This window comes from Amycolatopsis sp. NPDC104819, from assembly GCF_055583145.1.
On record NZ_JBVJON010000015.1, the window covers coordinates 51,647 to 73,556 of the forward strand.

The following is a 21,910-nucleotide window of genomic DNA, read 5'->3' on the forward strand; positions in this document are numbered from 1 at the left end:
GCTCCTAGGGTGTGAGGATGGCCCGACCGCGCACGCGTCCGGCATCGAGGTCGGCGAGTGCGTCGAGAGCCGCGTCCAGCGGGTACTTCTTCGTGTGGAGCGTGACCTTCCCGGCCTGGGCGAGCACCATCAGCTCCACGAGGTCGTTGTAGGTGCCGACCAGGTTGCCGATGACGTTCCGCTCGGTCGAGATGATGTCGATCGTCGGGATGTCGATGTTGCTGCCGTAGCCGATGACGAAGTGCGAGCCGGCCCGCCGGGTCATCGCGAAGGCGTCCTGCTGGGCGCCCTGCTCGGCGACGAAGTCGAGCACGACCTCGGCGCCGTCGCCGCCGGTCAGGTCGAGCACGGCGTCGACCTGCTTGCCGTCGCCCAGCACCGTCTCGTCGGCACCCAGTTCGGCCGCCAGCTTCAACGCGTCGGCGTTGCGGTCCACCACGATCACGCGGGTCGCGGTGAGCGCCTTGAGCGACTGGATGCCGATGTGCCCGAGGCCGCCGGCGCCGTTGACGACGCAGGTGGTGCCCGGGTACAGCAGCGGAACGGCCTTGCGCACCGCGTGGTAGGCGGTGATGCCCGCGTCGGCCAGGGCGGCGACGTCTTCGGGCTGGGTCGCCGGGTCGAGCTTGATGCACGCCCGCGCCGACGTCAGCAGGTACTCGGCCATGCCGCCGTCGCTGTCGATGCCCGGGAAGCTCCCGTTCGGACAGTGCATGTCGTCGCCCGCGCGGCAGGCGTGGCACAGCCCGCACGTCGGCGTCGGGTGCAGGATGACGGTGTCGCCGACCGCGACGTTCGTCACCGCTGGCCCGACCTCGTGCACCCAGCCCGCGTTCTCGTGGCCGATCGTGTACGGCAGCGCGACGCCGGACTTCTCGGCCCACTGCTCTTCGATGATGTGCAGGTCGGTGCGGCACACACCGGCCCCGCCGATCTTGACCACGACATCGAAGGGCCCGGTGGCGCGCGGCTCCGGCACCTCTTCGATCACCGGTTGCTGGTGGTACTTCTGCAGCCGCACGGCCTTCATCCCGTGCCCTCCTCATCCGAAGTCAGCGAGTACCGCGCGCGCAGCATGCCGCGGCACACGCCGGAGTTGGCCTCCATGCTCGTGCGGGTCAGCCGGGCGAAGGCCAGGTGGCGCTTCGCGTCGGCCGGAGCCACCGCCGCCCCGGTCGCGGGGTCGAGCAGCAGCGGGTCGCCGTCCTCGGCGGGCAGGCCCAGCTCACGGCGCCGGGCGCGCAGCCGCTCGAGGTCCGGCCCGAGCGGGACGTCGCCGAGCGTCAGCGACCGCGGGTCGCGCCCGCCGAGGGTCCGGCAGACGCGGTCGGTGCCGGCGAGCACGGCCTTGCGCACGAAGTCGTGGCGCAGCGTGTCGAGCTCGTCGACCGCCTCACCCTCGAACGACGCGACGAACCCCTGCCGCGCCGCCACCCCGCGGTTGATGACATCGGAGGCGAAGTGGTCGTCGAGCCGGATGTCGAGCCCGGTCAGGCCCGGCACCCCGGCGACGGCGTCGTAAGCGTCCGCGACCATCAGGAACGCGAAGTTGGGCGCGCAGAAGTAGGTCGGCAGCCGCAGCCGGATGACGGCGTGGCCCGCCGCGCTCACCTCGCAGCGGGCCACGAAACCCAGATCGGTGAGGGGTTCGTCCAGTTCGGGATCCCGGACGGTGCCCAGTGCCGCCCAGACGGCGGCCCGGACACTGGTGACCAGTGTGGTCATGAGTTCGGCACGCCGACGGGCTCGACGTTCTCCGGCGCCGCCAGCTGCAGCTCCTTCGGCACGTCGATGTCGTAGAGCCGGGCCGCGTTCAGGCCGAGGATCTTCTTCTTCTGGTCGACGGTCAGCGGCGGGAAGTCCGACAGGTCGTCGTCACCGGGCATGTTCCAGTCGACGAAACCCTCGACCTGCCACTTGGGCTCCCAGATGGCGTAGTCCGCGCCGAAGATCAGCTTGTCCTCGCCGAGCCAGAACATCAGCTCGCCCATGACCTTCGCGAAGAACTTCGGCCGGGCGTGCATCAGGCCGCCGACCACCACGGCCAGCCCCGCGTAGACGTTGCGCTCCTGGGTGGCCATGAAGCAGAAGTCCTCGATGCGCGGCAGGCCGACGTGCTCGACGATGAAGTTCAGGCCCTGGAAGTTGGTCGCCACGTGGTCCACATCGGACACGTCGAAGGCGTCCTTGTCCAGCGGCCAGATCGTCGGGCCCTTGTGGATGTGGACGTTCTTGACGCCCAGCTCCTCGCACTTCTCGAGGTACTTGGCGGCTTCCGGGTCCTTGAGGCTCCAGCCGCGGGAGTCCCCGCGCCACTCGGCCGTGTAGAGCTTGACACCCTTGCAGCCGTACTTCTTGACGCGTTCCTCGAACGCCTTCATGCCCTCGTCGCCTTCACGCGGGTCGAAGGTGGTGTTCACCAGGAACTTGCCGGGGTGCTTCGCGGCGAGCGCGCCGTCGGCCTCGGTCGTGTTGAAGCCGTTCGTGTACCACTGCCGCAGGTTGGTCGGCTGGAAGATGGCGGTGTCGACGTGCCCGACCTCGAACAGGTCGTGCATCATCAGCTCTTCGGAGTACTTCTGGAACCGGTCGATCGGCCAGTGCGTCTCCTTCGGGCCGAGGCCCTGGTAGGCGTGGAAGCACTCGATCCAGCCCTTGGCGTATTCCTCCTGCCCCTTCACCCAGTTGTCCGGGCTGGCGTCCCAGAAATGGGTGTGGGCGTCAACTACGAAATACTTTTCGCCGTCTTTTTCGTACACGGGTGACCCTCCTGAGCGGATCGAGTGCTTCCTGCCTGAATTACTTGGTGATGACCTTGAGGTCGAAGTCGAGGTATTCGGCCGCGTCCTCGGGGTTGGCGAACATGATCGTGCGGTCGTCTTCGTGGATCATCCGCCCGTAGTGGGTGGACATGCTCTCCTCGAACTCGGCCGCGTTGAACCAGCCCTCTTCCTCGCCGGCGGCTTCGTCGACCTCGGCGTAGACGAGGTCGGTCCGGCCCTGCGCGTCGACGCGGATCATCGAAGGCAACGGCGTCACGGTCACGTTGTCCTTGCTCGCCATGACTTCCGCGATGATCGCGCCGACCTGGTTGTTCATCAGCGTGAAGCCGCACATGTTGGACGCGGTGTTGTTCGTCTTGTACGGGCTTTCCGCGGTCTTGAAGACAGTCACTGGCTCAGCTCCTCCGGTGCTTTGAGGCCCAATTCGGACAGGATTCCGGCGAACCGGCTCTTCGCCCGGTCGAGACCGTCCTCGAACCGGATCGGCTTGGCGTCGGGCTGCGACCACAGCGGCTGCAGGGCCCGGGCGGCGGCGATGCTCTTCGGCACCCACTCCTCCAGCCACTTCTGCAGCAGCGCCTGGTTGTGCCCGGCGAACTCCTTGTCGTTGATCAGGAGGTGGAACATCGCCTTCGTGTAACGGAGGTCGCGTTCGGAGAAGTCGAACTCCTCGGCGCCGATCAGCGTCGGGGTGACGAAGTCGCCGTTCGCCGGCGCGGCCTGCTGCACCAGGTTGCTGCGGAACAGCTCGCCGACGAGGGGCTCGAAGACGATGTTCGCGGCGAAGATCGCCTCGCACCAGTCCCAGATCCCGGTCAGCTGCTCGGCGGTCTCCCGCACGCCCTGCCAGGCCGGGTCCTCGGCCCAGGTCGTCAGGTGGGCGCTGCCGTCGAAGCCGTCGACCTCTTCGGTCAGCGTCAGGTTGTACAGCGCCAGGTCCTGCGCCGCGCGGATCCGGTGCATGCTGTTCACCGAGATCGCGTTGTTGTGCATGTTCGTCGGGGCGCGCCGGTTGGCGTTGGCGTACAGGTAGAGGCCGAGGCCGTGGTCGACGTGCATCCAGGCGCCGACGTGCTTGGCGACGAAGTCGACCCAGTTCGGGTTCCACTGCTCGAACGCCTTGGCCTGCCGCGCCGCGTCGATGTTCTGGTTGAGCTGGCGCACCACGTTCGCGTTGTACCGGTAGAGGGTGAGCTCCCACTCCTCGTTGGGGTCGCGGAACTCGTGCCAGCCGTGGGCGGGCCAGTCGTAGCCCTTGCCGCCGGAGCCGGGGCTGCGCTCGGGCACCGGCCGGTCCGAGCCCCACGCCTTCAGCGCGGTCCACTCCAGCGGGTAGCCGCCCTTGCCGTCGGCGAAGGCGTAGAGCCAGCCCTGGGACAGGTAGTGCCGCGGGTCGGGCTGGACCTCGACCGTGACGTCCTCGTAGTGGCTCTGCTTGCGCTTGGCCGGGGTGAAGTAGTTGTACCGGCGGGCGTCCGAGTCCGGGAAGACCTTGGCGCCCGCTTCGGCGTCGGTGAACGTCGGCTTCGGCACACTGCGTTCGGAAGTGGCTGTCATGGGATCCGTCCTCTGTCTCAGGCGTCGGATTCGCCCGTGGTGGTGAACTTGTCGTAGAAGACGCGCTTTTCGGCGACGCCGAGCGCGGGCAGCAGTTCCAGCGCGGCTTCCACCATCGGCGGCGGCCCGCAGACGTAGGCGTCGGCGCCCTTCAGGTCGAGGCCGGCCCGGCGCAGGACGTCGGTGATCAGGCCGGTCTCGCCCTCCCAGGTGTCGTCACCCGGTTCGGAAAGCGCTGGGACGTAACGGAAGTTCGGCAGTTTCTGCTCGAGCTCCCGCAGTTCCGCGTGGAAGCAGAGGTCCGCCTCGCGGCGGGCGCCGTAGTAGTAGGTCGCCTTCCGCTCGATGCCGCGTTCCGCCATGGACCGCAGCAGCGACAGGATCGGCGCCATCCCGGCCCCGCCGCCGACGAAGACCAGGTCCGCGCTCGGGTTGTCCCGCAAGGTGAACACCCCGAACGGGCCGGTGATCCGGAGCTGGTCGCCGACCGCGACATCGGTGTCCAGGAACCGGGAGAACAGCCCGTCGGGGTAGATCTTGACGACGAACTCGAGCAGGCCCTCGCGGGCCGAGGTGTTGGCCATGGAGAACGACCGGGACTCCTCGGTGTCCGGGATCGCGAAGTCCATGTACTGCCCGGGGAAGAACTTCAGCGACCGGTCCGCGTCCGCCAGCTTGACGACCAGGTGACGCAGGTCGTGCGTGACGTTGTCGTTCGAGACGACCTCGACCGTGACCTCCTGGATCGGGAGCCCGGACTGGATCATCTCCTCGTCGTAGTTGAGCAGTTCGATGGTCAGGTCTTCGTAGGCGTGGGCCCGGCACAGCAGCGTGAAGCCTTCCTCCTTTTCGTAGTCGGGGAGCGCGAAGGTCGAATAGCGGTCGTGTTCGACGTCGTCGCCGTCGAGGATGAACGACTTGCAGGCCGCGCACTGCCCTTCCTTGCAGCCGTGCATGAGCATGACGCCCTGCTCGGCGGCGGCGCGCAGGATCGTCTGGTCCTCGGCGACGTCGATCTCGATCCCGACCGGCTCGAACCGGACGCGGTGCTTCTCTGCCATGCCAGGCCCTTCCTACGCGGTCAGGCCGTCTGCGGCGCCGGGCGCCCGGCCGGGCCCTGGCGGTTGTAGTCGGCCACGAACGCGGCCCGTTCCTCGGCGGACATCTGGTTCAGCAGCACGTTCGGCGACTGCACCTCCGGCATCCGGCGCAGGTGGTCGAGCGTCCACATCTTCTTGGGGTCGAGGTTCAGGTGCGGCTGCGCGACCATCGTCTTGCCGTCGTCACGCACGAAGCCCATGTCGGAGACGACGTCGGCCCAGTTCCAGCCGTGGTAGAGCGTCTCCCACTCGCGGGCGCCGACCAGCTTGCCCATGTTCGGGGTGTTGCGGCCCTGGTAGGTGGGCCGGAACGCCTCGGCGTCGGTCCAGCGGCACGTCTCCGAGCAGTACGTGCGGTGCTGGCCGTCGACCTCGTCGACCACCATGTCCTCGCGGATCAGGCACGGGACCATGCAGGTCCAGCACCGGTGCGGGTACACGTAGTCGACGTCCTCGGCGACGATCGGGTGGTGCCCGTTCGGCGTCGCGAGGCGGGCGTAGTTCTCCCACCACTTGCCGTACTTGTCGTACCACCCGGGGTACTTGTACTCGAACCACTCGAAGTCCTCGTCCGTCATCGGGTCGATGCGCCAGTAGTTGGCGAGCCACCCGGTGGCGAAGAACTGCGCGACCTCGTGCACGTAGCCCTTGTTCCAGATCCGGTTCCACGCCTCTTCGATGAGGTCGTGCGGGATCACGAGCCCGTACTTCTCGAGCGGGACGAGGTAGGACCGGTAGTAGTCGTCGTAGATCCAGCGGCGCCACATCTCCGCGTAGGACTCGCGGTCCTTGCGGCGGTCCTTGGTGCCGTACTCGATGAACGTGCCGATCGCGGCGTCGACGACGGCGTGGTTGTTCCACCACGCGTACCGCAGGTCGCGTTCGAGCAGCTGGTGGTTGCTCTCGTCCGACAACGCCATCAGCAGTGTCGCGTAGCCGTTGCTGATGTGCCGGGACTCGTCGGACTGCACCGAGTGGAACACCGTCGGCAGCAGGTAGTCGCCGTTCGCGGCGGCTTCGGCCGGCATGGCGACGAACAGCGTGTTGGTGAACGCCGTCTCCGCCACGATCGTGAGGTAGATGCTCGCCGCGGTGATGGCGTCACCGGTGATGAAACCTTCGGCGAACTGGCGGCCGATCGTGCCGCAGTAGTCGTTCTGGAAGTTGCGCAGGCTCGAGTTGAAGCCCGCCGGGTCGATGTAGTTCTGCATGTACAGGCGCTTGAGGTTCTGCTGGATCGTCGAGTGCCGGACCTCGTCGATCATCTGGATCGCCTGGCCGTTGTGCAGCTCCGGGTTGGGCACCGTGCGGAACAGCAGCGGCATCGCCCGCGCGGCCGAGATCTCCGGCAGCGGGATGATCGACAGGAACAGCTTCTGCCATTCCAGCCAGCGTTCCTGCACCTGCCGGAACATGTTGCCGCGGATCGCGCCGTCTTCGGCGCCGTAGACCCGGTGGTCCTTTTCTTCCTGCATCGGGAAGTAGGAACGGAGGACCTGCTTCAGCGGGTCCTTCTTCTTGGCCTTCTGGAAGGTGTAGTCGGTCCCGTAGTGCGAAACCGGGGTGTGGTACGCCGGTTCCCACGACAGTTCCTGGATCTTCTGATGGGCTTTCGCCACACTCTGGCGACTCATGGATCACTCCTTATCCGTGGCTCCTGCCTACGGCGGCCGAGCGGCTCCCCTCCCGGCCGGGGGATTCGGGGCGCACGTCCTGCGTCCACCATTCAAGGGGGGCCCGCGAGTGACGCGGGTCTCAATCTGAGACAGAACCGCTGCTCAGGGCGTTTCGTCTCCGCCGAGCACCCGGGCGCGCAGCTCGGCGAGCTCGCTGTGGACGCTGGTACGCACGCGCGCGTCCCCTTCCACGGTCGGGGTGATCCCGAGGGCGCGCAGCAGCGCCGCGGCCGGCTCACCCGGATGTCCCTCCCCGCCGAACACCGGGTGCAGCCCCTGTTCGGCCAGATGCGTGAAAACCAGGTTGACGATCGTCCACGGGTTGTAGGTCTCCGCGGCATCGGCGGCCATGGGCCCTCCTCCTGGTCAGCGGTCTCTTCCGGGTCCATCCGACCGCCGGCGGCGCGCCCCGGCCGTCTCAATTTGAGACACCGCCGCGGCGCAACGCGCTCTAGGCTGGACGGGCGGCACAACGGGTGTGCCCGCACCCACGTGGGCCGCGGGAAAATGGAGGTCACGCGTGGACGACATCGCGCCCGGAACCCTGCTCGCCGACGACGAGCTCGCCCGCACCCGGGTGCGTTTCCTGACCGCCGAACCGGTGCCCCCCGGAACCGTCCGGCAGACGATCCTCGCCTCCTGGCGGCGGTCGCAGGAGTTCCAGGTGCAGGCCGAGCGGATCGACCCGCTGTTCCACGGTGACCAGAACCTCGACATCCCGCTGATGCGCGGCGCCGAGCCGGTGCTCCACAAGCTGGGCGAGCAGTTCGACGGCCAGCCGATCAGCCTCATCCTCACCGACGCCAGCGGCGTGGTGCTCACCCAGCGGACCGGCGACGCCGACCTGCGCCGGCACCTCGAGCGCGTCGAGCTGGTGCCCGGGTTCAGCTACGGCGAGCAGTCCGTCGGCACCAACGGCATCGGCACCGCGCTGGAGGACGGCCGCGCGACGACGGTGTTCGGCCACGAGCACTACGCCGAGCACCTGGAGAACCTCGCCTGCGCCGGCGTCCCGATCCACCACCCGATCTCCGGCAAGAAGATCGGCGCCGTCGACCTCACCTGCTGGTACAAGGACGCGGGCGGCCTGCTCATCGCGCTGGCCCGCTCGACCGCCGAGCAGATCCGGCAGGCGCTGCTGCGCCACAGCGACCTGCGGGAGATGATCCTCTTCCAGGCCTACCTGCAGACCTGCCGCCGCTGGACCGGCATCGTGCTCGCGTTCAACGAGGACATCGTGATGATGAACGACCGGGCCCGGCAGCTGCTCGACCCGGCGGACCAGTCGGTGCTGCTCAGCCACGCCACCGAGGCGCTGGCCGACGGCCGCCGGACGTCGGCCACGCTCGCCCTCTCCAGCGGCCTGCGGGTGCGGGTGTTCTGCCGCCGCGTCCCCGGCCAGCGGGAGACCGACACCGCGGGCGGTGTGCTGTCGGTCAAGCTGATCGAGGCGGAGGAGACGATCGCGGCGTCGACGCCGATGCTGCCGATGTACCTGCCGGGCGTCGTCGGCTCGGCGCCGCTGTGGCTGCGCTGCGGGCACGACCTCGACACCGGCCACCAGCGCGGCGAGTGGGTCGCGCTGGAGGGCGAGCCGGGCACCGGCAAGCTCACCCTCGCGAAGGGCCTGCACCAGCGCCACCACCCGGCGGACCGGCTGCTCACCGTCGACGCGGCGACGGCGACGGGCCCCGACTGGGCAAGCTCGCTGCTGCGCGAACACGCCGAAACCCCGATCCGCACGCTGGTGGTGCGCCACGCCGACCGCCTGCCGGCGCCGGCGGCGAACGGGCTGGCGACGGTGCTGCGCGAACTGCGGGAGCGGCCCGACGCGCCCTGGGTCGTCGCGACGCTGGTGCCGGAGGCCGAGACCGAGCCGAGGCTGGCCGAGCTGCTGAAGTCGTTCCCGCGGACGGTGCTCGTGCCGCCGCTGCGCCACCACATCGAGGACCTGGCCGAGCTGGTGCCGCTGGTGCTGAGCAAGCTGGGCTACGGCGGCCGGCTCACGTGTTCGGCGGCGGCGCTGCACCTGCTGATGCGGGCGGAGTGGCCGGGCAACACCGGGCAGCTCTACCAGGTGCTGCGCAAGGTGGCCCAGCGCCGCCGGGCGGGCACCATCCGTCCGGGCGACCTCCCCGCGGAGTTCCACGCCGTCACGCGGCGGCCGCTGAACCGCTTCGAGTCGATCGAGCGGGACGCCATCGTCCGGTGCCTCGAAGACGCCGACGGGAACAAGGTGCGGGCGGCCAAGCTGCTCGGCATCTCGCGGGCGACGATCTACCGCAAGATCCACGAGTACGGGATCGTGCCGCCGACCCGCTGACCCCTGGCTCCGCCCCTCAGCGCGCGTCCAGCTCCGCCAGCTGGTGGGCGAGCTTCCCCCGCACCGGCGGCAGCGAAAACGCCGCCTTCAGCACGGTGTTGCGCAGCAGGCGCGCCGGGCGGGGCCGCAGGGTCGCCATCCGGGTCATGCGGTCGGTGAACGCCACGACGCCGGTCGCGATCGGGCGACGCGTCGTCTCGTAGGTGTCCAGCAGCGCGTCCGGCTCCCCGCCGACGACCCTGGCGAGCAGCCGGCCGAGCACAACGGCGTCCTGGATGCCGGTGTTCATGCCCTGCCCGCCCGCCGGGCTGTGCACGTGGGCCGCGTCGCCGGCCAGCAGGACCCGGCCCGCGCGGTAGTGGTCGGCCACCCGGTGGTGCACCCGGAACCGCGAGCTCCAGACGACCTCGGTGACCCGGCTGCGGGCGCCCTCCGGCCCGCGCTCGTCCACAATGGACTGGATGTCGGCGGTCCCGGGGTGCTCGGGGGCCTCGGCGACCGTCGCGACCACCCGGTAGTGGTCGTCGCCGCCGGGCAGCGGGGCGACCACCGTGACCCCTTCCGGCGAGAGGTGCAGGCTGACCTCGTCGCGTGCCAGCGGCCAGCTCATGCGGACGTCGGCCAGCACGAACGACTCGGCGTAGCTCGCCCCGGTGAAGCCGATGCCGGCCTGCTCGCGCACGGTGCTGTGCATGCCGTCGGCGCCGATGACGTGCTTCGCGCGCACGGCGCCGCCGGTCGTCGTGACCGTGACGCCCGTGTCGTCGCCGTCGACCGCGGTGACCTCGTACGGGCGGTGCACGTCGCCGCCGGCTTCGCGCAGCCGCTCGAGCAGCACCGCTTCGGTCCGGTCCTGCGGCACCATCAGCGTGTACGGGTACTCGGTGGGCAGGTCGCCGAACCCGATCCGGGCGAGCACGGTGGCGCCGTCGCGGACGGTGAACGTCGGGACGACGACACCCAGCTCCTTCAGCCGTTCGGTGACCCCGAGCTCGGCCAGCACCTCCAGGGTCCGGGCGTGGATCACGCAGGCCCGCGAGGTGTTCGCGCCCTCGGCCTGGCGGTCGAGCAGCACGAAGTCGACGCCGGCGTCGGCGAGGGCGATCGCGGCGGTGAGCCCGGCGGAGCCACCGCCGACGACCAGGACATCGGTGCGGGCGGGCAGGAACATGACGGCTCCTCCATAGTTGCCAACAACTGTTGGCATCCACGTAAGCACCGTCCGCCTGGCTTGTAAACAAGTGTTGGCCTACACTTGTTGACATGAGCTCCCCTCGCCGTTCGGACGCCACCCGGGCGACCATCCTGGAGGCCGCGCGCCGCCGGTTCGCCGCCGACGGCTTCCGCCGCGCGACGATCCGCGCGATCGCCGCCGACGCGGACATCGACCCGTCGATGGTGATGCGCTACTACGGCAGCAAGGACGGCCTGTTCGCCGCGGCCGTCGACGTCGAGCTCGACCTGCCGGACCTGGCCGCCGCCGACCCGGACACGGTCGGCGAACTGCTGACCCGGCAGTTCCTCGTGCTGTGGGAGCAGCCGCCGACCGACGAGATCCTGCTGACGCTGCTGCGCTCGGCCGTCGCGGACGACGCCGTCGTCGAGAAGATCCGCGACGTGTTCGCCGGCCAGGTCACCCCCGCGGTCCTGCGGTTCGGCAACCCGGCCGACGCCCCGCGCCGCGCGGGCCTGATCGTGAGCCAGCTGTTCGGCCTGGCGCTCACCCGGTACGTGCTGCGCCTGCCGCCGGTGGTGGCGCTGACCCCGGCGGAGATCGTCGCCGAGATCGCGCCGACCGTGCAGCGCCACCTGTCGGGCGTCACTTCGGCGGGTTGACCGCCGCCGCGACGTCGGCGATCGTCTGCGGGTCGACCAGGCCGGTGTCCTCCAGGACGTTCATGTGGTCGAGCACCGTCTGGTTCGCCTGCGTCGCGTGCCGGCGGATGACGTCGTTCTGCGTGCCGGCCCGGACCTCGGCGATGGTCGCGAAGATCTTGCCGTGCGAGGCGCGCAGCAGGTTCACGAACAGCTTGTCGAACTCGAGCCCCTGGGCGGCGGTCAGCTGCCGGACCCAGCCCTGCTGCTCGGCGCCGGCCAGGTCGGGCAGCGTGACGCCGAGCATTTTCGCGTCTTCGCGGACGAGCTGGTCGAGGTGGGAGTGCCCGTCCAGCAGGTGCAGCCCGGCGCGTTTCACCGCGTCGCTGCTGGCGTGGGTCTGCGCCAGGTCACCGGCGGGCATCTCCCACAGGCCCGCCTGGCGCACCTTGACCAGGAACGTCTTGTCCAGCTCGGTCACTGGCCCAGCGCCGGCGACGTTCGCTTCCGCCACCGAGCCCGCCTGCATGCCCGCCATGGTGTGGCCGTAGGCCGGGACCTGCGCCTGCGTCGACCCGGGGGCGGTCTGGGCGCTGGCCTTCAGGCCACGGTGATCCGGCATCGTTCCTCCTTCTGACGACGGGCGTGTACCGGGCACTACGGCTCCCGTCGTGGCGGAGTTCACCGGAATCTCGATTATTTTTGTTGCGCGCCAACGGTTTTCCACAGTCCACAGTGGAGGCACGAGGAAGGGCGGCCGATCCGGCCGGACGGCCCGGCGAGCGCCGGGGTGACCCATCTTGACCGATGCTCTTGCGGTTGGCAAGTATTGCGTCATGCAAACCCTCGAAACCGCGGAGCCGGGCGCCGACCCGGACGTCGAAGCCCTGGACGGCCTCACCCTGGTCCTGGTCGGCATCGCGTGGGAGTGCGCGCACGCGGCGCCGCCGGAGGTGTCGTTCCCGCAGACACGGCTGCTGCTCATCCTCGACCGCCTCGGCCGGGTCCCGAGCTCACGGCTCGCGGCGGCGATGGGCGTGAACGCGTCGTCGGTGACCCGGCTGGCCGACCGGCTGGAGGCGTTCGGGTACGTGGTCCGCGGCCGCGACGCGCGCAACCGGAGCGTCGTGACCCTGGAGGTCACCACGGCCGGGCGCGAGCTGGTGACGCGGATCCTCGACCGGCGGCACGCGGCGTTGGGCGAGCTGCTCGACCGCCTGCCCCCTGGCCAGCGGAAGACGGCGGCCACAGCGGCCCGGCGCCTGGTCCAGGCAGCCGCGACGATCCCCGCGCTCGGCCCGGTCCCGCTGTGAGTGCCATCCTGGACGGCATGCCGACCCGCTGGACGTGCCCGCAGTGCGACCGCGAGTTCGCCCGCGCCGGCCAGGGCCACACGTGCGTCCCGGGCTGCACGGTCGACGAGACGTTCGCCGGCCGCGCCCCCTGGCAGCGCGAGGTCTACGACGCGGTCGTCGCACACCTGCGCACCCTGGGCGACGTCCACGAGGACGCCGTCAAGGTGGGGGTGTTCCTCAAGCGCGATCGGAAGCTGGCCGAGCTGCGCCCGCGCTCACGCGACGTCCTCGTGTACCTGTGGCTGCCCTACCCACTGGAGACGGCGCGGATCGCCCCGGCGAGCTGGGCGAGCGGCCCCCGCGTGGGACACAAGCTGAGCCTGCGCATGGTGTCCGATGTGGACGACGACGTGCGCGAGTGGCTGACGGTCGCGTTCGAGATCGCTTGATCCACCCGCGACGGTCGGGGCGCCGGCCGCACTCCGGCGGCGTTCGTGCTCCCCCGGGCTCATCACGCGGACCTCGCCGAGTTGCCGGGCGACAGCGGCGCCCGGATGTGCGTGATTGCGAAGAGCTGGCGGAGGTGGCGATGAACGCACAGCGCTTAGGCGGGGCGCATATTCTCCGTGCGGTGCATCGCGGTCTTCTCGCCTTTGACGAGGTATTGCCGCCAACGCGCCGATAACGATTGAGGTAGCCGTCGTAACAAGCTCCGATCCGCCTCCGACCACGATGCAGACGCCACGATGCGACGCCAGGGAGGAGCTGAACGGCATGAGGTACCGGTTCAACCCGCCGCCGAACTGGCCCGATCTTCCTCCCGGATGGACGCCTCCCCAGGGCTGGCGGCCGCCACTCGACTGGCCGGCATTGCCGAAGGATTGGCAATTGTGGTTACCCGACACGGATCCGCAGGCGCAGTCCCCCGCCGTCGCTGCGCCGCATGGACGTCCTGGGTTGTTCGGAGCCCGGAAACTGCTGCGGACGACCGAGGCGGAACTCGCCGCGGCGCGGTTGCTCACGGACCAGACGTCGGCGGCGCTACGAGCCGAGACCGCGAAGGCTGACGACTTGGCTCGCCAGGTCCGCGCCGGCACCGCCCGGAACTCCGCGCTGTCGACTCGGCTGCGAGATCTCTCCGCGAGCTATGACGAGCTTCGAGGTAAAGACGCAGTCGCGCTCGCGCAGGAAATCGAGTCGATGCGCCGTACTCTCGACCAGCTGACCCGTGACCGGCAGACCCAGGAGGAAGCCCGCGAGCGAAGCAAGGTTGCGGCCGAGGCAGAACTGGCGGCTGTCCGGCAGCAGATCGACGAGGCCGGCGGAAGGCTGAAAACACTTCGCGCCGAGATCGTCGAAACCAAAGAGATCACGTTGCTCCAGGAAGCGGGCATCTACGACTTCCGGCACCGGTTGGCGGACGCCGTCGCTTACAAGGCTGCCCTGCAACGTCTCAAGGACTCGATCAAGATCTCCGCGAAGAACAACCACGCCATCACCGCGAGCACCGACTGGACCGTCAACGGCTCCGCGGTCGAAGGGCAGCGGATGATCCGCGACTTTTCGAAGCTGATGTTGCGCGCGTACAACGCCGAGGCCGACAACTGTGTCCGGTCGATGCGCCCGTACCGCTTGGACTCGGCCAAGGACCGCCTCACCAAGACACGGGACGTGATCTCCCGGCTCGGCAAGACCATGAACATCAACATCTCCGCCGGCTACCACCGGATGCGGCTGGAGGAACTTGACCTTACCGCCGATCACCTGGCGATGGCCGAGCAGGAGAAGGAACGGATCAGAGCCGAGCGGGAGCGGCAGCGAGACGAACAGCAGGCCCAACGCGAATTCGAACGCGAGAAGGCCCGGCTGAGCAAGGAACAGGCCCACTGGCAGACAGCGATGCGCAAGTGGGCGGAGTCCGGTGACGAGGCCAAGACCACTGCGGCCCAGGCGAAGCTTGACGAACTCGATGAAGCGATCAGAGGCGTCGAAGAGCGCGAGGCCAACATCCGCACCGGATGGGTGTACGTGATCTCCAACATCGGCTCTTTCGGGGAGGGGGTCGTCAAGATCGGCCTGACGAGACGACTCGACCCACTCGAGCGCGTGCGAGAGCTGGGCGACGCATCCGTGCCGTTCAGGTTCGACGTCCACGCGAAGATCTTCGACGCCGACGCGGTCAGCCTCGAGACCCGGCTGCACCAGCACCTCGCGGACCGGCGGGTCAACAGAGTCAATCTCAGACGGGAGTTCTTCTACGCAACTCCCAATGAGATCCTCGAGATACTCGAAGAGTTGGGCCTCCGGGACAACCTCGTCGACTACGTGCAGGAGCCCGAGGCTCAGGAATGGCGATCTAGTCGGCAGCTCGCCGGGACCGGCAGCCTCCACGGGTTGCTCCCCGCCGCAGCTCAGTAGGCTGCGGCGGGTACGTCGGTCACCGCTTGCCCGCGTTGAGCGGATAGTCCTTCAAAACCACAGCATTCGCCGCCTCCCGAATCGGGCGGGACATCTGCTCAAGCACCCGGTTGCGCCCCGGGAGGTGGGGCATCAGCTTGATCATCCGGGTGTTGAACCACGCGAACGCCCGGGACTGCGGGATGATCCCGCGCAGCGCCGTCTTCGCCAGCGCCTGGTTCTTCTCGATGTACGGCCGCATCTCGGTCTCGTACCGGGACAACGCCGTCGCGAAGTCGTCCGACGCCGCCAGTTCCCCCGCCAGGACGTACGCTCCCACCAACGCCAGGCTCGTGCCCTGGCCCGATGCCGGGGACGCGCAGTAACCCGCGTCGCCCAGCAGGGTCACGCGGCCGGTCGACAGGTGGTCCATGACGATCTGGCAGACCGGGTCGAAGTAGAAGTCGCCCGCCGAGCGCATGGCTTCCAGCAGCTCCGGGATCGCCCAGCCCAGCCCCGCGAACTGGCCGGCCACGAGGTCCTTTTGGCCCTCGACGTCACGGCGGTCGTAGGACAGCGGCGGCGCGGAGAACCAGAACGCGGCCTTCGCGTCGTCGGCGCGGGCGGTGCTGTAGACGTTGACCATCTTGCCCGGCGCCGCCGAGTGCAGCAGCTCCCAGCGGTCCAGGTCGAAACTGTTGGGCACGGTCGAGATCGAGATGTAGGCGTCGAACCGGCGCAGGAAGTCCTCCTCCGGACCGAACGCCAGCGCGCGAACGCCGGAGTGCAGGCCGTCCGCGCCGACCACCAGGTCGAACCGGCGCGGCGAGCCGTGGGCGAACGTCACGTGGACGCCGTCCGCGCGCTCCTCGAGGCCGGTGACCCAGTCGCCGAAGACGTACTCGGTGTCGTCGCGGGTCGCGGCGTAGAGGATCTTCGCGAGGTCGCCGCGCAGGATCTCGGTGTCGTCGCCGTGGCGGAAGCCGAACGTGTCGGCGTCCAGCGTCGCGAGCTCCTTGCCGCGCTTGTTCACGAACGCGGCGCCCTGCATGTCGGTGCTCGCCGCGTGCACGTGCTCCAGCAGGCCCATCCGGCGCACGACGTCCACGGCGACCCCGCGGATGTCGACCTTGTAGCCGCCTTCGCGCAAGCTCGGGGCCCGCTCGACGACGGTGGCGCGGAAGCCGTGGCGGTGCAGCCAGAAGGCGAGGGCGGGGCCGGCGACGCTGGCGCCGGAGATCAGGATGTTCTTCGTCATGCCCCGAACTCTGGGCGCGGCCGCCAACCGCTCACGAACCGAGCGCGAACCGCCGCTGACCGAACTCCTGAAGTGCCTGCTCAGGGGGCATCTCGCGGCCGCGGTCGAAGGCTTCGGCGTAAGCCTCGGCGCCGATGCGGGCCCGCACGCGTTCGGTCACCGCGGCGACGTCGGCGTCCCCGGTGACCGGCGCGCCGCGCAGCCCGACGGCGGCCCCGAGCAGGAACGCGGCCCGGTGGTCATCGGCCCGGGCGGCGAGCACCCCGGCCAGTCCTTCGACCGCCTGCGCCGCACCGGGCAGGTTCACGTGGTCGAGCGCCGTCGCCAGCGCCTCCTGGTGCAGCTCGGTCGCTTCGTCGAGCTCACCCTCGGCGGCCGCGGTCCAGCCGAAACCGGTGTAGAGGCGGATCCGCGTCTCGCCGCCGGTCACCGGGCCCGCGGGCAGCGCGAGCGCCGAGGTGTACCAGTGCCGGGCCGCCGCCGGGTCACCCGCGCGCCGCGCGATCTCCCCCAGCCCGCCGCGGGCCCGGGCCAGCATCACCGGTGTCCCGGCCGCGCGGGCCTGCTCGGCGGCGGCTTCGTAGTCGGCACGGGCGGCCTCGGCGTCCCCGGCCCGGAGCACCCCGTCGGCGCGGCGGCAGAGCAGGTCGGCGGCGTCTTCGCCGGCTCCGAGCTCACCGGCCAGCCGGACGGACTCGTCCATCAGCTCGCGGAACCGCGCGTGCTCACCGCGCCAGTCGGCGAACTCCGCGAGCTTCTCCAGCGCGCTCGCCTCACCCCAGCGGTCACCGAGGGTGCGGAACCCGTCCAGCGCCGCCGAAAAGTGCGTCTCGGCTTCGGCGACCCGGCCGCGGTACTGCGCGCCGAGGCCGTCGCCGACCCGGGTGAACGCGCGCGACCACGCGTCGTCGCCGACGAGCGCCGCCAGCCGTTCACCCTCCTTCACCTTGGTACGCGGGGAAAACGCCCACAGCAGGAAGAGGTACGGGTACCGCAGCGGGCCGGGGTGGGCGGCCAGGATCGGCTCGATCTCGACGTCGGTGTCCGACGCGTGGATCACGCACAGGACGTACTCCTCGACGAGCCCGGGCGGCGGCTCGGGCCCGACGGCGGCGAGCACGGCGTCCGCGAACAGCGCCGCCTCGCCGCGCAGGCCGCGTAGCCACCAGTACCAGGTGAGCGCCGCGAGAAGCCGCAGCGCGACGTCCGGCGCGTGCTCGACGCTCCAGCGCAAAGCCGCGTGGAGGTCGGCGTGCTCAGCGGTCAGTTCGGCCAAGGCGGTCAGCTGGTCCGCGCCGCGCAGTTTCGGTTCGGCAGCGCGGGCGAGGTCGAGAAAGTACTTCGCGTGCGCCTCGCGCCGGTCGTCACCCTGCTCGGCGCAGAACGCGCGGATCGTCTCGAGCATCCGGTAGCGGCCGCCGGCGAACTCGACGAGGGACTTCTCGACCAGGCCGGTGAGCACGAAGTCGGTGTCGGGGACGTCGCAGACCCGCTCGACCGCGTCGAGCCGGGCGCCGCCGGTGAACACCGCGAACCGGCCGGCGAGCCGCTGTTCGTCCGGCTCGAGGAGGTCCCAGCTCCACTCGACGACCCCGCGCAGCGTCCGGTGCCGCGGCTCGGCGGTCCGCTCCCCGCGGGACAGCAGCCGGAACGGCTCGCCGAGCCGGGCGGCGACGTCGGCCGCGGACATCGACTTCAGGCGCGCGGCGGCGAGCTCGATCGCCAACGGGAGACCGTCGAGGGCGGTGCAGATCCGCGTGACCGCCGTGGGATCGGGTTCCTGACCACCGGCCACCGCCGCGGCCCGGTCCCTGAACAGCCGTTCGGCGGCTTCGGCGGGCAGCGCGCCGACCGGCACCAGCGTTTCGCCGGTCAGGCCGAGCGCCTCCCGGCTGGTGGTGAGCACCCGCAGCCCGGCGCACTCGCCGAGCAGCCGCCGGACCAGGGTGGCGGCCCCGGCGACGACGTGTTCGCAGTTGTCGAGAACCAGCAGCAGCGGCCGGTCGGTCAACCCGGCGACCAGCCGGTCGGCCGGATCCGCGGGCGCGCCCGGCGCGAGCACACCCTGTTCCCGCAGGCCCAGCGCGGCGAGCACGGCTCGCGGGACGTCGGTCGTCGTGGCCAGCTCGACGAAGCACACTTCGCCGGTTTCGCCGGCCGCGGCTTCGACGGCGAGCCGGGTCTTCCCCGCGCCGCCGGGCCCGGTGAGCGTCACGAGCCGGGCGTCACGCAGGGCCGCGGTCAGCCGGTCGAGCTCCGTCCGGCCGACAAACCCGGTGAGCGGCACCGGGACCCGCCGCGCCGGCGCGGGCGCGGCGGCCCGCAGGACGGCGACGTGCGCGTCCGCGAGTTCCGGTGACGGGTCCGCGCCGAGCTCGTCGGCGAGGCGCTCCCGGATTTCCGCGAACACGGCGAGGGCTTCGGCCGGACGTCCACTGCCGTGCAAGGCCCGGACGAGCTGGGCGGCGAGCCGCTCCCGCAGCGGATGTTCCTCGGTGAGCTCACGCAGTTCGGCGACCAGCCGCTCGTGGTGGCCGAGCGCGAGCCCGGCTTCGACGCGGTCCTCGGTCGCGGCCAGCCGCAGCTCGGCCAGCCGGGCCGCGCGCGGCGGGTCCGCGAGCCCGTCGAGCGCCGGGCCGCGCCAGAGCGCGAGCGCCTCGCCGAACAGCTCGAGCTTGGTGGCCGGATCGGGTGTCTCCCGCGCTTCGGCGGTGAGCCGTTCGAACCGGTGGACGTCGACGGCCCGCGGTTCGACGGCCAGCCGGTACCCGGCGGGCGTGAACTCGACGAGCCCGTCGGGCGCGCCGCCGTCCCGCAATCGCCGCCGGAGCCGGGAAACCTGGGACTGCAGGGCGTCGGCGGCGCCCTCGGGCGGGTGCTCGCCGTGGAGACCGTCGATCAGCCGCTCGGCGCTGACGACCCGCCCGGCGTCGAGGGCGAGCAAAGCGAGCAGCCCGCGCAGCTGCGGCCCGCCGAGGGCGACCGGGGTCCCGTCGGGACGGCGGGCTTCGACCGGCCCGAGGATGGCGAACTGCACCCGCTGATTCTGACCCGGCGACGCCGGTCGCGGACGGCTTTCCGCCGAACCGCCCGCTCGCGGCCCGCGGCTCACCCCCGAAGCGTGCGGAAGAACGCCCGGATGTCGGCCACCAGCAGCTCCGGCTCCTCCATCGCCGCGAAATGGCCGCCCGCGGCGAAGTCCGACCAGTGCTCGATCTTCTCCTCCGGGTCCATGATCCGGCGGACCACCGGGGAGGAGTCGAACACCGCCCAGCCCGCCGGGACGTCCGACGGCGCGAGCCAGCCGTGCGCGGCGTGGGCGGCTTCGTAGAGGAAGCGGGCGGCGGTCGCGCCGCTGCGGGTGAACCAGTACAGGCTCACCGTCGTCAGGAGCCGGTCGCGCGCGATCCCGCCGGACGCGTTCGTCCACGCCTCGAACTTCTCCGCGATCCACGCCAGCTGGCCGACCGGGGAGTCGGTGAGCCCGGCGGCGAGCGTCTCGGGCTGGTGGGACTGCAGGTCCAGGTAACCGCGTCCGGCTTTCCACGCTTCGCGCGCCGCGTCCAGCTCGGCCTGCTCGGGCTCGGTCAGGTCCGGCGGCAGCGGCAGCTGCTCCCCCGCCAGCGCGATGGTGCCGCGGTCGCTGTTCACGTGGGTGCCGATCACGCGCTCCGGGTACAGCGCGGCGAGCCGTCCGGTGACACCGGCGCCGATGTCCCCGCCCTGCGCGGCGAAGCGGTCGTAGCCGAGGCGGGTCATCAGCTCGGCGAAGGCGTCGGTGGTCCGCGCCAGCTCCCAGCCCGGCCCGCTCAGCGGCGTCGAGAACCCGAAGCCGGGCACCGACGGCACGACGACGTGGAACGCGTCCGGGCCGGCCTCGGTCAGCGGGCCGATCACGTCGAGGAACTCGGCGAAGGAGCTGGGATACCCGTGGGTGAGCAGCAGCGGCATCGCGTCGGCGCGGGGCGACCGGACGTGCAGGTAGTGGATCGTCTGGCCGTCGATCACGGTCGTGAACTGCGGGACCGCGTTGATCGCCGCTTCCTGGGCCCGCCAGTCGTACTCGTCGCGCCAGTACTCGGCCAGCTCTCGCACGACGGCGGCCGGGATGCCCCGGGACCAGTCCGGCTCGTCGCCGGGCACGGGGTCGGCGAACCGGGCTTCGGTGAGGCGCCGGTGCAGGTCGTCGAGGTCGGTCTGCGGGATGTCGATCCGGAAGGAGTTCGTCATGAGCACCACGGTAGGAACCATTGCGGAAGGCTTTCTTCCGCGATTCGTGCGATGCTCGGAAAATGTTGCAGACCTCCGCCCGCCTGCTGCGGTTGCTGTCGCTGCTCGAAACGCGGCGCGACTGGACCGGCGCCGACCTGGCCGAGCGGCTCGACGTCACCCCGCGCACCGTCCGCACCGACATCGGCAAGCTGCGGGACCTCGGCTACCCCGTCGAGGCCTCCCCCGGCGTCCAGGGTGGCTACCGGCTGGGCGCCGGCGCACAGCTGCCGCCGTTGCTGCTGGACGACGACGAGGCGGTGGCCGTCGCGGTCGGCCTGCGCACAGCCACGGGGGTCGCCGGCATCGGCGAGACGTCGGTGCGGGCGCTGGCCAAGCTCGAGCAGGTGCTGCCGTCGCGCCTGCGGCATCGGGTGCAGGCGCTGGAGGCGGCGACGGTCTCGGTGCCCGGCGCCGGCCCGGCCGTCGACGCCGGCGTGCTGACCGCGATCGCTTCGGCGATCCGGGCCGCCGAGCGGCTGCGGTTCGACTACACCAGCCACGACCGCGCGGCCGGCCGCCGCGACGTCGAGCCGCACCGGCTGGTCAGCTGGGGCCGGCGCTGGTACCTCGTCGCCTGGGACACCGGCCGCGAAGACTGGCGCACGTTCCGCGTCGACCGGATGACCCCGCGGGTGCCGAACGGGCCGCGGTTCACCCCGCGCGAGGCGCCGGAGGGTGACGTCGCCCAGTTCGTGCAGCGCAGCGTGGGCGCCGCGACCTGGCGGTTCCACGCGAAGGTGCGGTTCCACGCGCCGGCCGAGCAGGTGCGGGCCCGCCTCCCGATGGCCGTCGAGGTGACCGCCGAGGGGCCGGATCGCTGTGTCGCCGAGGTCGGCTCCGACCACGCGCCGATGCTGGCGCTGTACCTCGGGCTGCTCGAAGTGGACTTCGAGGTGCTCGACGCGCCGGCGCTGGCCGCCGAGCTGGCCCGGGTGGGCGCCCGGTTCCTGCGGGCTAGCGCAGGGAGTTCGCCAGCTCCTCGATGAGCACCATCTGCTCCCGGACGCCGACCTCCATGCCGGACCCGAGGATGACGTCGCGCAGCTCCTTGCTCCCGGTCTCGGTCAGCAGCTCCAGGCGCGTCCGGTCGCCGTCGAGGGCGGTGAAGGTGGCGGTGTTGAGCGGCCCGTCGACGGAGTCGAGGTCGACCCCGGGCAGCTCGAACACCTCGGTGTAGACGATCTTCTCCTCCGGCACGACTTCGCGGTACTCCCCGTGGAAGCCCACCTCGGCGCCGTCGTTGGTCTTGAGGACGTACCGCCAGCGGCCGCCGGGCCGCAGGTCCAGCTCGACCTTCGTGGTCGTGCCCCGGTGCCCGGCCCACCAGCGTTTCACCAGCTCCGGCGTGGTCCACGCGCGGTAGACGAGGTGCTTCGGCGCGGCGAACTCCCGGGTGATGAGGATCCGGTCGTCGGCGGGGGTGGTGATCTCCAC

General features: G+C 70.7%; 20 protein-coding genes. 6 read left to right on the plus strand and 14 right to left on the minus strand.

The window, feature by feature from the left end; all coding sequences use genetic code 11:
• Positions 1-4 precede the first annotated feature (4 nt).
• From ACZ63E_RS37300 to ACZ63E_RS37335, 8 genes are all read right to left on the minus strand, one after another.
• Complete coding sequence (locus tag ACZ63E_RS37300) at positions 5-1,030, minus strand: NAD(P)-dependent alcohol dehydrogenase (RefSeq protein ID WP_465341016.1); 1,026 nt, start codon at positions 1,028-1,030, stop codon at positions 5-7.
• Positions 1,027-1,725 (minus strand): iron-sulfur cluster assembly protein, encoded by a 699-nt coding sequence (locus ACZ63E_RS37305; protein ID WP_465341017.1) that lies wholly within the window; start codon positions 1,723-1,725, stop codon positions 1,027-1,029. The genes ACZ63E_RS37300 and ACZ63E_RS37305 overlap by 4 nt, the downstream gene beginning before the upstream one ends.
• Positions 1,722-2,759: an amidohydrolase family protein gene (locus tag ACZ63E_RS37310; protein WP_465341019.1), complete on the minus strand. Its 1,038-nt coding sequence runs from the start codon at positions 2,757-2,759 to the stop codon at positions 1,722-1,724. The genes ACZ63E_RS37305 and ACZ63E_RS37310 overlap by 4 nt, the downstream gene beginning before the upstream one ends.
• A 40-nt stretch (positions 2,760-2,799) precedes the next feature.
• The gene (mimD, locus tag ACZ63E_RS37315) at positions 2,800-3,174 is read right to left on the minus strand and encodes a propane 2-monooxygenase effector subunit MimD (protein ID WP_465341021.1); all 375 of its coding nucleotides are present in this window, start codon (positions 3,172-3,174) and stop codon (positions 2,800-2,802) included.
• The gene (locus ACZ63E_RS37320; protein WP_465313867.1) at positions 3,171-4,340 is read right to left on the minus strand and encodes a ferritin family protein; all 1,170 of its coding nucleotides are present in this window, start codon (positions 4,338-4,340) and stop codon (positions 3,171-3,173) included. Before ACZ63E_RS37320 ends, mimD begins: the two co-directional genes overlap by 4 nt.
• Positions 4,341-4,357: 17 nt before the next feature.
• A complete protein-coding gene (locus ACZ63E_RS37325; RefSeq protein ID WP_465341023.1) occupies positions 4,358-5,401 on the minus strand; it encodes an FAD-binding oxidoreductase in 1,044 nt (347 codons plus the stop codon).
• A gap of 20 nt (positions 5,402-5,421) precedes the next feature.
• Positions 5,422-7,074: a ferritin family protein gene (locus ACZ63E_RS37330; protein WP_465341025.1), complete on the minus strand. Its 1,653-nt coding sequence runs from the start codon at positions 7,072-7,074 to the stop codon at positions 5,422-5,424.
• A gap of 144 nt (positions 7,075-7,218) precedes the next feature.
• On the minus strand, positions 7,219-7,467 hold the full coding sequence (locus ACZ63E_RS37335; protein ID WP_465341027.1) for a hypothetical protein: 249 nt from the start codon (positions 7,465-7,467) through the stop codon (positions 7,219-7,221).
• A gap of 169 nt (positions 7,468-7,636) precedes the next feature.
• Here ACZ63E_RS37335 and ACZ63E_RS37340 point away from each other — a divergent pair, with 169 nt between their 5' ends.
• The gene (locus ACZ63E_RS37340) at positions 7,637-9,439 is read left to right on the plus strand and encodes a sigma-54-dependent Fis family transcriptional regulator (protein ID WP_465341029.1); all 1,803 of its coding nucleotides are present in this window, start codon (positions 7,637-7,639) and stop codon (positions 9,437-9,439) included.
• 16 nt (positions 9,440-9,455) lie between these two features.
• On the opposite strand, the gene ACZ63E_RS37345 is transcribed toward ACZ63E_RS37340, so the two are convergent.
• Positions 9,456-10,610 carry an FAD-dependent oxidoreductase gene (locus ACZ63E_RS37345; RefSeq protein WP_465341031.1) on the minus strand — a complete coding sequence of 385 codons (1,155 nt, stop codon included), beginning with the start codon at positions 10,608-10,610 and terminating at the stop codon, positions 9,456-9,458.
• 92 nt (positions 10,611-10,702) lie between these two features.
• Between ACZ63E_RS37345 and ACZ63E_RS37350 the strand changes: the two genes are divergently transcribed.
• A complete protein-coding gene (locus tag ACZ63E_RS37350) occupies positions 10,703-11,275 on the plus strand; it encodes a TetR/AcrR family transcriptional regulator (protein ID WP_465341033.1) in 573 nt (190 codons plus the stop codon).
• On the opposite strand, the gene ACZ63E_RS37355 is transcribed toward ACZ63E_RS37350, so the two are convergent.
• On the minus strand, positions 11,259-11,876 hold the full coding sequence (locus ACZ63E_RS37355; RefSeq protein ID WP_465341035.1) for a DUF4142 domain-containing protein: 618 nt from the start codon (positions 11,874-11,876) through the stop codon (positions 11,259-11,261). The genes ACZ63E_RS37350 and ACZ63E_RS37355 overlap by 17 nt on opposite strands.
• A 214-nt stretch (positions 11,877-12,090) precedes the next feature.
• Here ACZ63E_RS37355 and ACZ63E_RS37360 point away from each other — a divergent pair, with 214 nt between their 5' ends.
• The 3 genes from ACZ63E_RS37360 (at position 12,091) to ACZ63E_RS37370 (ending at position 14,967) form a co-directional block, all read left to right on the plus strand.
• A complete protein-coding gene (locus ACZ63E_RS37360) occupies positions 12,091-12,567 on the plus strand; it encodes a MarR family winged helix-turn-helix transcriptional regulator (RefSeq protein WP_465341037.1) in 477 nt (158 codons plus the stop codon).
• Positions 12,564-12,998: a DUF5655 domain-containing protein gene (locus ACZ63E_RS37365; protein WP_465341039.1), complete on the plus strand. Its 435-nt coding sequence runs from the start codon at positions 12,564-12,566 to the stop codon at positions 12,996-12,998. The genes ACZ63E_RS37360 and ACZ63E_RS37365 overlap by 4 nt, the downstream gene beginning before the upstream one ends.
• A gap of 325 nt (positions 12,999-13,323) precedes the next feature.
• A complete protein-coding gene (locus ACZ63E_RS37370; RefSeq protein WP_465341040.1) occupies positions 13,324-14,967 on the plus strand; it encodes an SNIPE associated domain-containing protein in 1,644 nt (547 codons plus the stop codon).
• Positions 14,968-14,986: 19 nt separating this feature from the next.
• On the opposite strand, the gene ACZ63E_RS37375 is transcribed toward ACZ63E_RS37370, so the two are convergent.
• The 3 genes from ACZ63E_RS37375 to ACZ63E_RS37385 all read right to left on the minus strand — a co-directional run bounded on the left by ACZ63E_RS37375 (position 14,987) and on the right by ACZ63E_RS37385 (position 20,443).
• Entirely contained in the window at positions 14,987-16,204 is a 1,218-nt protein-coding gene (locus ACZ63E_RS37375) for an FAD-dependent monooxygenase (RefSeq protein ID WP_465341042.1), read from the minus strand.
• 31 nt (positions 16,205-16,235) lie between these two features.
• Positions 16,236-19,241 carry an ATP-binding protein gene (locus ACZ63E_RS37380; RefSeq protein WP_465341044.1) on the minus strand — a complete coding sequence of 1,002 codons (3,006 nt, stop codon included), beginning with the start codon at positions 19,239-19,241 and terminating at the stop codon, positions 16,236-16,238.
• Positions 19,242-19,312: 71 nt separating this feature from the next.
• A complete protein-coding gene (locus ACZ63E_RS37385; RefSeq protein ID WP_465341193.1) occupies positions 19,313-20,443 on the minus strand; it encodes an epoxide hydrolase family protein in 1,131 nt (376 codons plus the stop codon).
• A gap of 53 nt (positions 20,444-20,496) precedes the next feature.
• On the opposite strand from ACZ63E_RS37385, the gene ACZ63E_RS37390 reads away from it, so the two are divergent.
• Positions 20,497-21,462 carry a helix-turn-helix transcriptional regulator gene (locus ACZ63E_RS37390; protein WP_465341045.1) on the plus strand — a complete coding sequence of 322 codons (966 nt, stop codon included), beginning with the start codon at positions 20,497-20,499 and terminating at the stop codon, positions 21,460-21,462.
• Here ACZ63E_RS37390 and ACZ63E_RS37395 read toward each other — a convergent pair.
• The gene (locus ACZ63E_RS37395) at positions 21,431-21,910 is read right to left on the minus strand and encodes an SRPBCC family protein (protein ID WP_465341046.1); all 480 of its coding nucleotides are present in this window, start codon (positions 21,908-21,910) and stop codon (positions 21,431-21,433) included. The two genes, ACZ63E_RS37390 and ACZ63E_RS37395, sit on opposite strands and share 32 nt — an antisense overlap.

Coding starts and splice junctions, on each gene's coding strand:
- ACZ63E_RS37300 (WP_465341016.1), bottom strand. CDS start 1,030: ATGAAGGCCGTGCGGCTGCAGAAGTACCACCAGCAACCGGTGATCGAA.
- ACZ63E_RS37305 (WP_465341017.1), bottom strand. CDS start 1,725: ATGACCACACTGGTCACCAGTGTCCGGGCCGCCGTCTGGGCGGCACTG.
- ACZ63E_RS37320 (WP_465313867.1), bottom strand. CDS start 4,340: ATGACAGCCACTTCCGAACGCAGTGTGCCGAAGCCGACGTTCACCGAC.
- ACZ63E_RS37325 (WP_465341023.1), bottom strand. CDS start 5,401: ATGGCAGAGAAGCACCGCGTCCGGTTCGAGCCGGTCGGGATCGAGATC.
- ACZ63E_RS37330 (WP_465341025.1), bottom strand. CDS start 7,074: ATGAGTCGCCAGAGTGTGGCGAAAGCCCATCAGAAGATCCAGGAACTG.
- ACZ63E_RS37335 (WP_465341027.1), bottom strand. CDS start 7,467: ATGGCCGCCGATGCCGCGGAGACCTACAACCCGTGGACGATCGTCAAC.
- ACZ63E_RS37345 (WP_465341031.1), bottom strand. CDS start 10,610: ATGTTCCTGCCCGCCCGCACCGATGTCCTGGTCGTCGGCGGTGGCTCC.
- ACZ63E_RS37350 (WP_465341033.1), top strand. CDS start 10,703: ATGAGCTCCCCTCGCCGTTCGGACGCCACCCGGGCGACCATCCTGGAG.
- ACZ63E_RS37355 (WP_465341035.1), bottom strand. CDS start 11,876: ATGCCGGATCACCGTGGCCTGAAGGCCAGCGCCCAGACCGCCCCCGGG.
- ACZ63E_RS37360 (WP_465341037.1), top strand. CDS start 12,091: ATGCAAACCCTCGAAACCGCGGAGCCGGGCGCCGACCCGGACGTCGAA.
- ACZ63E_RS37370 (WP_465341040.1), top strand. CDS start 13,324: ATGAGGTACCGGTTCAACCCGCCGCCGAACTGGCCCGATCTTCCTCCC.
- ACZ63E_RS37375 (WP_465341042.1), bottom strand. CDS start 16,204: ATGACGAAGAACATCCTGATCTCCGGCGCCAGCGTCGCCGGCCCCGCC.
- ACZ63E_RS37390 (WP_465341045.1), top strand. CDS start 20,497: ATGTTGCAGACCTCCGCCCGCCTGCTGCGGTTGCTGTCGCTGCTCGAA.